General features: G+C 34.2%; 10 protein-coding genes. 6 read left to right on the forward strand and 4 right to left on the reverse strand.

Annotation, left to right across the window (positions count from 1 at the left end):
* The first annotated feature begins 448 nt into the window (after positions 1-448).
* The 5 genes from F6K18_RS30535 (at position 449) to F6K18_RS30550 (ending at position 2,895) form a co-directional block, all read left to right on the forward strand.
* Complete coding sequence (locus F6K18_RS30535) at positions 449-1,576, forward strand: AAA family ATPase (RefSeq protein WP_353735222.1); 1,128 nt, start codon at positions 449-451, stop codon at positions 1,574-1,576.
* Between the two features lie 89 nt (positions 1,577-1,665).
* Positions 1,666-1,974, forward strand: a complete 309-nt coding sequence (locus F6K18_RS37025; protein WP_353735223.1) for a hypothetical protein — start codon at positions 1,666-1,668, stop codon at positions 1,972-1,974.
* Positions 1,974-2,135, forward strand: a complete 162-nt coding sequence (locus F6K18_RS30540) for a hypothetical protein (RefSeq protein WP_287526524.1) — start codon at positions 1,974-1,976, stop codon at positions 2,133-2,135. Before F6K18_RS37025 ends, F6K18_RS30540 begins: the two co-directional genes overlap by 1 nt.
* Positions 2,136-2,246: 111 nt before the next feature.
* Positions 2,247-2,444, forward strand: a complete 198-nt coding sequence (locus F6K18_RS30545; RefSeq protein ID WP_287526527.1) for a hypothetical protein — start codon at positions 2,247-2,249, stop codon at positions 2,442-2,444.
* Positions 2,445-2,598: 154 nt separating this feature from the next.
* The gene (locus F6K18_RS30550) at positions 2,599-2,895 is read left to right on the forward strand and encodes a hypothetical protein (RefSeq protein WP_287526528.1); all 297 of its coding nucleotides are present in this window, start codon (positions 2,599-2,601) and stop codon (positions 2,893-2,895) included.
* A gap of 368 nt (positions 2,896-3,263) precedes the next feature.
* Here the strand turns inward: F6K18_RS30550 and F6K18_RS30555 are convergent, their stop codons facing one another.
* The 3 genes from F6K18_RS30555 to F6K18_RS30565 all read right to left on the reverse strand — a co-directional run bounded on the left by F6K18_RS30555 (position 3,264) and on the right by F6K18_RS30565 (position 7,398).
* Positions 3,264-4,169 (reverse strand): PD-(D/E)XK nuclease family protein, encoded by a 906-nt coding sequence (locus F6K18_RS30555; RefSeq protein WP_287526530.1) that lies wholly within the window; start codon positions 4,167-4,169, stop codon positions 3,264-3,266.
* Between the two features lie 130 nt (positions 4,170-4,299).
* Positions 4,300-6,303 carry an ATP-binding protein gene (locus tag F6K18_RS30560; protein ID WP_287526531.1) on the reverse strand — a complete coding sequence of 668 codons (2,004 nt, stop codon included), beginning with the start codon at positions 6,301-6,303 and terminating at the stop codon, positions 4,300-4,302.
* A 237-nt stretch (positions 6,304-6,540) separates the two neighbouring features.
* Complete coding sequence (locus tag F6K18_RS30565) at positions 6,541-7,398, reverse strand: hypothetical protein (protein WP_287526533.1); 858 nt, start codon at positions 7,396-7,398, stop codon at positions 6,541-6,543.
* 1,002 nt (positions 7,399-8,400) lie between these two features.
* Here F6K18_RS30565 and F6K18_RS30570 point away from each other — a divergent pair.
* Positions 8,401-9,519, forward strand: coding sequence for a ParB N-terminal domain-containing protein (locus F6K18_RS30570; protein WP_287526535.1), 1,119 nt, complete (start codon positions 8,401-8,403; stop codon positions 9,517-9,519).
* Between the two features lie 620 nt (positions 9,520-10,139).
* Here F6K18_RS30570 and F6K18_RS30575 read toward each other — a convergent pair.
* On the reverse strand, positions 10,140-10,451 hold the full coding sequence (locus F6K18_RS30575; protein ID WP_287526537.1) for a transposase: 312 nt from the start codon (positions 10,449-10,451) through the stop codon (positions 10,140-10,142).
* Between the last annotated feature and the right edge of the window lie 175 nt (positions 10,452-10,626).

Here is a 10,626-nt window from a genome sequence, read left to right on the forward strand (position 1 = left end):
GATGATAATTGCTCTGTGTTTGTCAAAACTTCTCGGTCTAATTGAGCTAGAAAATATCTCATATCATTTCCGGTAGCATCGGTATTGTAAGCGCGAAGGTAAGGAAGAAGGAAGAGGGAAGAAGGAAGAAGGCTTAAAAGTTTGAAAAAACCTAAATTTCCTGTAGATATTCACCCTTGGGTTTACACAAATGATCAACCGCGGACATGATATAATTTATTACTTTTTGCTTCTTCCTTTTCCTTGTCTAAATACTTTTTTAAAATTGCTATTACTACTAAAAAAAAATAACTCCTACTAAAAGATTATTAATCAAGAACACCGTAAAAATACTGAGAAAAAAAAGTAATATAATCAGACAAAATTGTTAAGATAGACATCAATTAACCTATTTGATAAAATCCAATTAGGAATCAAGGGAAAAATTTAAAATTAAGGAAGAATAACCTTGAGTTTTAATCCAGATTTATGTCGCAATGAAAGTGAAGTAGAAAGCAAACTAATTGTTAGTTATCTATTGCCAAAATTGGGATACGGTATCGAACATTGGCATCAAGAAGTAACGTTGGGTAGTATCCGTTTAGATTTTTTATCATTTGCTGCCCAGGAACTACCTTTTCGTTTAGATGGTGATTCTCCTTTAGCGTTAGTAATGGAGGCAAAACATCCAAGACAAAATTTAGACCGCCATCTACGAAAACTCAAGCGTTATTTAACAAGTATGAATGTGAAATATGGTTTGTTAACTAACGCTAAAGAAATTCGGATTTATCAAAGAGAAGAAAATGAGATTGAGTTGGTTTTTAAGTGTTGGGGGAGTCAGGTTGATGAAAAAAGAGAAGAAATAAAAGCATTAATAGGTCGAGATTATTTAGGGCAAAATCGGAATTCCCAGACAACCGAAATTACGAACGAAGAGGTTAATGAAAATACTGTGGAGTCAATTTCTGAAACAAGAAAATCTGGAAAAGAAGAAAATGAAAATCAGGCGATAGCTCCTCAATCTGAGATAGATAAAATTGTTAGTAATACGCCGGAAAATAAGATAATTTTAGTAAACCCTGAAATAGATTCAAATCAAATTAATCAAAATAGGATAAATTCTATGAAAGTAATTGCTGTCTATCATAATAAAGGCGGAGTAGGAAAGACAACAACTATCGTTAATTTAGCTGTGGCCTTAAGTAAAAGAGGTTATAGAGTTCTAGTTATTGATTTGGATAGTCAGGCAAATACAACATTTGCTACAGGTCTAATTAAATTTAATGATGAGCAATTTGATGATATAGATGATATAAAAGACTCCTATATTTATCATGTGTTGAGATACGATGAATATTCTAGTATTCCAGAAGTAGCTAGAGTTTCTAGGTTCAATGATCCTGAAGTTCATGTGATTCCTTCTCACATAAGTTTAATGCAAGCAGAAACTGAATTTAATAACCTTAGAAGTAGTTTAACTTCACTAATAAAGAAACTGAAACCAGTAGAAGGAAAATATGATGTTGTTCTGATCGATACACCACCATCTTTTAATTTGTATGCGTTTATTCCTCTAGTTAGTGCTAATTATTAATTATTCCTTCAGACTTAAAACCATTTGCTAATCAAGGTTTATCTAATGTTAAAAACTATCTCCACCGAGATGTTAACCATTTTAGGCAAATGATGAATAAACCAGATATAGAAATATTAGGTGTCTTACCTTGTAAAATTAATCCTAATTCTAGATTTGTACAATATACTTTACCAAAACAAATCCAAACAGTTTCCCAGCGTTACAAACTTAATGTTATGGAAACAGTTATATTTCAAAGAGAAGAACTTGCTAAATGTATTGATAAAACTCGCCAAGTAGGAGAATTGGAAATACCTGAACCTAGCTCTATATTTGACTATGCACCAGATTCTTCTTCTTGCCAAGAATTTGAGTCACTGGCAAACAAAGTATTAAACAAAATAGGACTACAATAATGCTATTATCTCCAGAATTTGTACTTGTCAAAGAAATTACTTCTAATGTGCCTCGTTCCGAATTTTTAGAGTCAGATTTAGAACAAGTTGCTCAATTAATTTTAAAAGCTGAAGGCATAATTAAACCTCTAGTTTTGCGTACTATCGGTTGGGAATCTTAAGAAGTAGTTGATGGACATTTTGAGTATTATGCGGCCGTCAGAGCAAAGGAAATAAATCCTCGCGATGGTGAAAGAATAGGAGCATTTATCATTGAAGGTGATCAGGCAGAAGTGTTAGAAGAACAGGTGGAAATGCTCAGAAAAAAAAGTAGTATTTCTCCTGTATCTGAAGAATCTACAGTTATACAAGAAGGTACAAGAAGTTTAAGTGAGTTAGATAAGTTACTAGACAAAAAATTGCAACCAATAATCACAAAATTAGGTCAAAAAACTATAGCATCTCCTACTTATTCTCAGCCTCCAGCGTAATATAGTAGAGGAAAAACTGGAGAAAATCGAAAGTAAAATTGACCAGTTAGTTCCCAAAACAAAGAACGCAGAAATTGAAGAAATTCTGAACAACCAATTAGGATTTATACGTCAAAAAATCAACAATATTTCCAAGGAAGAAGCTTTATCCTTATTGACAAAAACTCAAATAGCTCTAAATAGACAACTTGAAGCTATAAAAAATGAATCTAATCAGCTACAAAAAGTCAATTTATTAACAGTAGAAGCAAAGGAAGATATTCAACAAGCTTTTGCAAAAGTTAAAAGTACAACTACAATGATAAATGCTACATGGGAAGCAATTAAACGCTGGAAACAGTCTGGAGAAAACTTAACTTGGGAAAATCTTAAACAACAAACTAAAAAGGGAATTGGTTTCGGGAAAACAACTTACGAAAAACTCAGAAAAATAGCATATATACCAGAATAGAAAGTAGCGATCGCATTCCCTCACACCAAAAATACCAAGTATCCGTAGGTTGGGTTGAGTGCTACTCGTTGGGTCAAAGAAGCCATGACTGCAACATGACCCTTTAACCAAAAGGTTAAAAACTCATACCCTATGCAGGTTCAATTCCTCCCTTCTCAGCTAGGGAGTGACTTCGCAGCTCAGGTTTAATGGGTTAACAACCATTACTCGAGGGTGCATGGGCTAAAAGCGGATAAGCCTGAAGGACTAAGGACGATACTGCCAGAGAAGTAAGTCTTGGTGAAGAACATGAACCCTGTCAAACGTTTCCTACAGAATGCTGCGCAAACGCTAACACTTCGTTCTACCCAACCTACTTTTGATAACTCCTACCAATCCCTATCAAAAAAACTCTGACACTTTTCCCTCTGAGGACAAATATCGCATAAATACTCATGCTCCGTTGCTGGAGGTGGGTCTGGTTGAGACTCCTCCCACCTTAACCACACCCGCATCTCCTGTAACTTAGCAGGAATTAAACTCTCCACCATATTCTCAAGTTTTTCCCATGAATAATGATACTCTCCAAACTCAGGCAAAACCCAATAAACAACCGCATTAACAGGCACTTTTTTCTTTTGCTTCAGTAGAAAACTATACAAAGCAACCGCCATTAACTGAGACGATACTTCTACAGTTTCATAAGTCTGATAATTAACCACACATAAACGACGATACTCAAAATCAAAAATTAAATTATTAACTTTTCCTGTTAACTTTTGATTCTCACCATCTGGTATTTTAAAAGTATAATCTAGTAGTATTTCCCTTGTAATTAATGTGCGACGAACCACAATACTTTCATGGCAGTAACGACGATTTTTAACAATAATTTTAGATATATTTAAAATTAGTCTAGTTAATACCTGCCAAATTTGATAGAATGCTGTTGCTAGACTAGAATCTTTTGTAATTATCGTGTCTAAATAAGGAAAGAAAATCAACTCATAAAATAATTGTTGTATTTGACGAGCAATCGCCTCTACCATCAACTCCTCAAACTGCCCCTCAAACAAAGTTTGAATCCTAGATTCTTGTCTAATCATATTAATCAACTGATTAGCTAAGTCGAGAAAAGCACGATCGATTTCCTGGATATAATCTTTTGGCAAAAACAGATGGTCGCCCCCAAAACGTTGTTTCAGATAGAATAAACGTGGACATTCAAAAGCAACTTTAACATTGGTCACACTGAATGGGGGAGACTGTAGTTGAGGTTTATTAGTTATTGGCATTGACAAACTATCCTGATTTTCCAGGTTTTTAAGCAGTTAATATCACTAAAAAAATTTCAAAAACTATCAGTTTTATCTACTAAATATTGATTTTAATTTATCGTTCCTAACTTTAATTAAATGTTCGTTATTAAATAGGAATAAAACAAACTAGTTTTCGATCTAATTTTGATGTAGGAGTAATATTTTTGATTTTCTGTTCTCCTTCAAGTTCCTCAATAATTGTATCAATTTTTGACTGCTCTATGTTAATAAATTTATTTAGTGTATTTTCAATTATGTTTTTGCGCTCCATAAAACATTCTGTTTTAATTAAATTTACCACAAAATCCTTCACCTCATCTAAATCTGATAAATCTGAATCGCTTTGTTGTTCTTGATTATCTGTTGAGTCAACTACAGATAAATTTCGTAATAGACTACAACTGTTTAAAATCTGTGATTCACAAATTATTTCTTCTAACTCTTTGAGACTAATAATCTTACCTTCAATCATTAATTCATTAGCTAGAGCAGCATTCACCAAACTATGATATGTAGCCAAAAAATATACAGATTTCAGGTTGGGCTGAATATGACAATTTTTCAACCTACCCTTGAAAATTTTTCTATATATTCTATTGCTCATATTTTTGGCATTTCCAACCTCAGCAGCTCTCACTAGATATAAAGTTTGGCATAAATTTTTATCTGCCACTTTCTGGCAAGCATTCATAGTATTATAAAAACTATTCATATTTGGATCTTCTGTCCAAACAACACCGATAATTCCCTCTTTATTTTGTTGTTGATAACTCAAAGAATGACTAGCATATTTACCGCTTAATAATTTAGTTTTTACCTCTTTACATTCTACAGCAATTAATACTTCTTGTAGCATTATAATCAATTCTTGTGCTGCAAAATCGGTAATTTTATTAATTTTTTTCTGAGTTTTTTGATATTTATCTTGCCAAATTAATTTAAAAGTTTCTAATTTTGTTTCTGGTGTTAATTTTTGGACATTTCCTGACTCATATAATAATTTGTTTTTGTATCGATCATATTCCTTACGTCCCAATTCCAATATATTACGAGGCAGAGTTTTACCTCTAGAAAACTTCTGTTCTAATATTTCTGTTGACAAAGGAAATATAGGTGATTTATGCTTTGGTTTGGCCAGAGAATGCAAAGGACTCAAACGAGCTGCCAATATTGCTTTTCCCTGTTCTAAAGTAATTGGTTTAAGATGAAAATATCCAGCATTTACTCTAGTTTTATCTGCAGGTTGAATCCATTCATAATTTTGTTTCCATGTACTCGTAATAATACTAATAATTATCAGAAAATTTTGTGGACAATGAGTATGAATACTAGAATTGACATTAAATAATGCTTGTAAATCTAACGATCCATCCAATAATCGAGGAATATTATCAAGATTATCAAAACATAAAACAATCGGTTGAGATGCAGCCGAAATAATTCCCAAATTCGTCATAATTTTCTGAGCAGAATCTTCAGAATCTATACTACTTTTAATCCCCAAAGATTTTAAATCATCTTCGTCCAAATTATCCCCCCGTAACCACTCACAAGCAATCGATATGTAATTTGAATTTAATAGATGATAAAAGGCGCTGAAAAAATCATTAGGATTATAAATTCCAGAAGAATAAATACCTTTAAGATTTCTAATAAATACTCTTCTTTCACCAATAATTTTTTGGAATAAACTACTATTTTGTGAATCTAGTAGACCTTTTAACCATAGTAACAACTGAGAATCTGTTTGACCCTCCGGAGTTTTCATCAGAGAGTCTACCGTTTGACGCAAAATATGACGCCAAATGTAATCACTATCAGGCCAAGGATCAATATAAACGAAAAAAGCTTTTGTGTTGAATAATTTTTTGATTCTTCCTAAAAGATAACTTTTACCAGAACCAGAGTCACCAGTCAGTATCAAAGTTCGGGGACGATTTTCCTGGGCAACCTGCTCTAGCACTGTTTCTATATCAGAGATAATATTTTGATGGATAGAATCGACATTCCAGTTAGGATTTTGTTGCTCTTGCCAAAAATTAATAGTATAAAGAGTTACTTGATCGAAAGGATTGGTTTCTCTTTGAATAATCTGATCTATAGATGTCATACTATAAACTGGTAATATTTTTTGGACTGGTTAGAGAATTACGATAGCAGATATAGGAAAATTGGTGTTGCTGAAGCGCGTGTATGATATTAATCTTAATGATTTAGGAGTCAGGAGTCAGGAGGGAAGAAAGAGTAGTAGAAGGAGAAGGTTTTTTGTTCACGCTCTTATCCGTTAGCGTAGCTCCCCCGGAGGGGACACAGGATATTATACCTCAAATCACCAACACCGGAAAATTTAGTAGGGAATTATAAAAAACAAACTTCCACCAATATCTTGAGGTATACCTGCTTCAAATTGTTCTGGAGTGTAGGAGCTTACTTCTTGTAAGGAGCTTAATTCTATCTGGTCACTTTTTTCTAGACGGTAAAGTGCTAGATCTAGTTCTTCTCTAGATAAAGGAGGTTGTAATTTGTGTCGCAGATGAAAAATGGGTAGATAGTTATTTGTGCCTAGATTTTGGTCTAAATCTCGAATCACAGCTAAAATCTCAGAGTCAGTGGGTTGATCAGGCATCTTGGAAAACTGCTGTTTTTCTTGTTTAGGGAAGTAAAGCGAACAGTTAGTACGCATTAAATCAAGATAGTCGCTTAACATTTTTAAGGATATCTCTTTTGCAGTGCTGCGAGAAGAATATTCTTGGCACAAAAATTGCTTTCCTTTTTCTGTCAACCAAACATCTTTGATTTTTTGATCTATAACTTTAATCAAACTTTGCTGTAGTAAGTCTGTGATAACAGCTTTCCTATAGCTAGTATCAAGACCAGTCTCCGCTGGAGAAATAGCAGCTTTAGCAGTTGCTTTGAGCACTTTCAATTCTTCGGTGGTAAGTAAGTTAACAGCTTTTTTATTATTTAGGAGTGATTTTCCTTGAGGTGCTATATTAATTTTTGTAACTTCTCCAGTAAATTTTACCAACCCTCGATCGCAAAGTCTGGAGCAAATTTCATTTTTCTCAGAGACCTTCATTTCAGACTCTAGTTGAATTTTAGTAAAAGATACTTGATAATTTTTATAGCTCAGTAATTTTAATAGAAATTTTAAATCCTTAACATCCATGCGATCGTCTGTTCCCCACTTGCAAAAATCAACCAATTAATATTATTATTAATCAGATAGGTACACCTTGACTATTTTTTGCAAAAAAGTTAAAAAATAACTACAGATATTAGGATGGAGTAATGCGATCGCTCCCTGATATGGCCAGAAAATCTACTGCCATCAGCTAATTTAATTCAGAGTATTTGAAGCAGAGCGCCATTCCTACAGTCCTAACTGGGTAATACCTAGTCAAAATTGTAGTCTTAAAGTGATAAATGCAACAAAAGGTAGTACAGCAAGGAACGAGTTGGTCAGGACTTATATTAATGATGAACCATAAGACAGAAAAATACTTTTCCCACTGTTGCCTAATAGGAGTGCGCATTCCCTCTCCTGGTAGATTGAATATGGCGAGGAGACCTCACCATCCCTCGACCGCTTGCGACTTCGTCGCGGGTTCGCATCCGCTTTTTCCCCTATCCTCGTTCCTAAATTTCCACAACTTGTGAGGACTGAGGACCGCAGCCAAAAGTACATACCCCGTGCAAAGATACCACTCAGGGGTTCTATAAGTGTTGACTGAGTTCATAGCAAAAAATCAATTGCTACTAAAATGATAAATTATTTGTCTTCCATAGTCAATGAAAGTATGCTAAAGTAACTTTGTGAAAGTAAAATCTGGGTAAGAAAAAAAATAAACTAAGGCATAGCAAAAACCAACAAGTTCAAAAAGTAATGTTGGAGATCGTACTTACTTATAGCTGTATGAATTTCTAGCCTGAGAATTAATTATAATTTCCCAGATTATGCAATAATCATAAGTCCTGTTTGGCAGCACTAAGCAGTTTGCTCACCTCCCGACACTTAATCCTATTTTATCAAACTGTGATGAAATTATGGTTTTTCCAATAGCTGTAATAGCTGGAAATCTTGAATTTATCATCAAAAGTGATAAATGAGGAGTCACAAAGAAAATGTAACCGGGAGAATGCTATCTAGGCAGTATTAGCCCAAAACCTTTATTTGATTTTAGGAACCAAGGAAAGTTGAAAGCAAATGGTTTCATCAACGAAGCGAAAAAATCGACAAGAAGATTTACCAGTACAACCAGTAAGTTTGGAATTGACTCCCATATCCCAAATCACTGTACCAAACTCTCAGGTAAGAGATATTCCTGCTGGAAGATATGAAGCTCTAGTTAAGAGTCTTTCTGAACAAGGCAGTAACTTAATCCCATTAATTGTGAGATTGACAGATCATGACGATTCCGAACAGCAGTACGAAATCGTTCGTGGTGCTGATTGGTATCAAGTTGCAAAAGAAGCTGAAATCAAGGAACTATGGGCCTGGATTTATGAAATGACAGATGAACAAGCAAAGATAGCTGTGGCAGAGATAGAGCAGTTAACTCAACCACCTGTTGTAGAAACACCAGACTTTGAGCATCTAATGCAACAACTTGAGGTATCATTCGATAAAAAAGTAGATTCTCTCACAAAAAAAATCGATCAATCTATCAAGAAAAATGAGGAGGTACTCAAAAAACAAGTAAAATCTTTGCAAGATCGAGGGACGGATGTTGTTCAAATTGAACAGCTCAAAAATTTGATTACAAATCTAGAAAATTCAGTTAACGATAAGGTAGAAAAATTGGCAAGAAAAATCACAAGCTCAACAACAAATAAAACAACCTCTAATTCTTTATCAGGAGTGAATGTGGACTTATTATCAAAACAACTTGACGATCTCGATAAACAAATAGAGAAAAAACTGGAAGGAATTGTCAAAACAATTAATCAGTTCTCCCAGTTAGTTCAAGATATTGAAGATGACTTAAAAACTCAAGTATCAGCTGTTCGGCGTCAATTACAGACAATACCAGAAGTGGATTCTACCGAAGAAGTTGCAGCTAAAACTGAGACACCACGTAGGACAACAACCAAGAGTAAACCAAGTTCTACATCATCAAAGTCTAAGGCGAGTACCACAAAGACTACTAGAAAGACTAAAGCTCAAGCTGCTGCAGAGCCAGAAGTTCCCATGGATGATTACGATACCAAATCACTCAGGCAACTGAAGAAAATTGCCCAAGAGCGGAAACTTCGTGGTTATGCGCGTATGAAACGTCCTGAAATTCTCAAAGCTCTCCGAGAAGCTGACGCTGCTGCTAGTTAGGATGAGTGTAATCCGAGTATCAGTAGTGTAACATAGCGCAGGCAGTTAGCCTGCGTCAAAAATTCAGTCAAAAGTTGCTCATCACAATAGGCACTGCCTCCTAATATAATTGTTAAATTTACGGAGAGTTTCAATCACCGTTTTGAACATCTGTTAAAGGAACGAAGAGTAACTTTTGACTATATTGCTATGACTAATATAGCAGAAGGAAGAAGGAAAAATCTTATGTTGCCTGAGTTTTAAGCTTTTGATCTTTACCTAAGCTTTCCTTCGACTGCTATACATTTATATTTATCTTTTGTGTGGCGGGTTTACAGCGCTTTTCATTTAAGTAGACCACAGTAAGGAAGTTCTGGAACGTCCCTACAGGGTTTTGATTGTGACGATGTGGTTGATCAATATGAAAACCGCTGTAATATAGAATCCGGTTATATAATATATGTTTATAATTCTATAATTACTCCCTTCCCACTCTAAGATTACCTAACTAAATGATCAATATGCTCAATTGTATTTTGAATTTGTTTTGGAGTTTGAAGTTGTGAGTGATGCAAATAGCTTGACAACTTTTCCGGAATCTGGTCCATGGTCATATCAACAGGAAGATGATCTAATATTTCTCACCTAATCAGATGAATCATATATTCAGCCAGATTAAAATCAGGTGAATAAGCAGGAGTATAAATCAACTCAAAAACGATTTGATATTGGATATCTTGTTCACATAAATTAGCCTGTAATTGAGCCGGCATTTTTTGTTTATGTGTTGAATTATTATCTAAAATAATAGTGATTTTTGTGATTGACTTTTTGATCCAGTCCAGGCACAATTCCAGAAAATAATTGCAAACATCTTCAGTTTGAGATTTCTCTTTCAATCGTAAATATTCTTCACCAGTTATCGCATCAACACATCGCATTCCATTAGACATCTGGTGAAAAATAAATAAATTGTGATAGAGTCATATAAAATGTAATTTTTTATGGCTAATTATCACCAGTATGCTTGACTACATTCACAATCATCCACAAGAATCAGAACGTTTATTAGGTATCAAGTATGAACAGTTAGAAAAATTCTTAAAACAAGCCGAAAAACTCCACTGC

Source organism: Okeania sp. SIO2C2 (genome assembly GCF_010692625.1).
Taxonomy (GTDB): domain Bacteria; phylum Cyanobacteriota; class Cyanobacteriia; order Cyanobacteriales; family Microcoleaceae; genus Okeania; species Okeania hirsuta.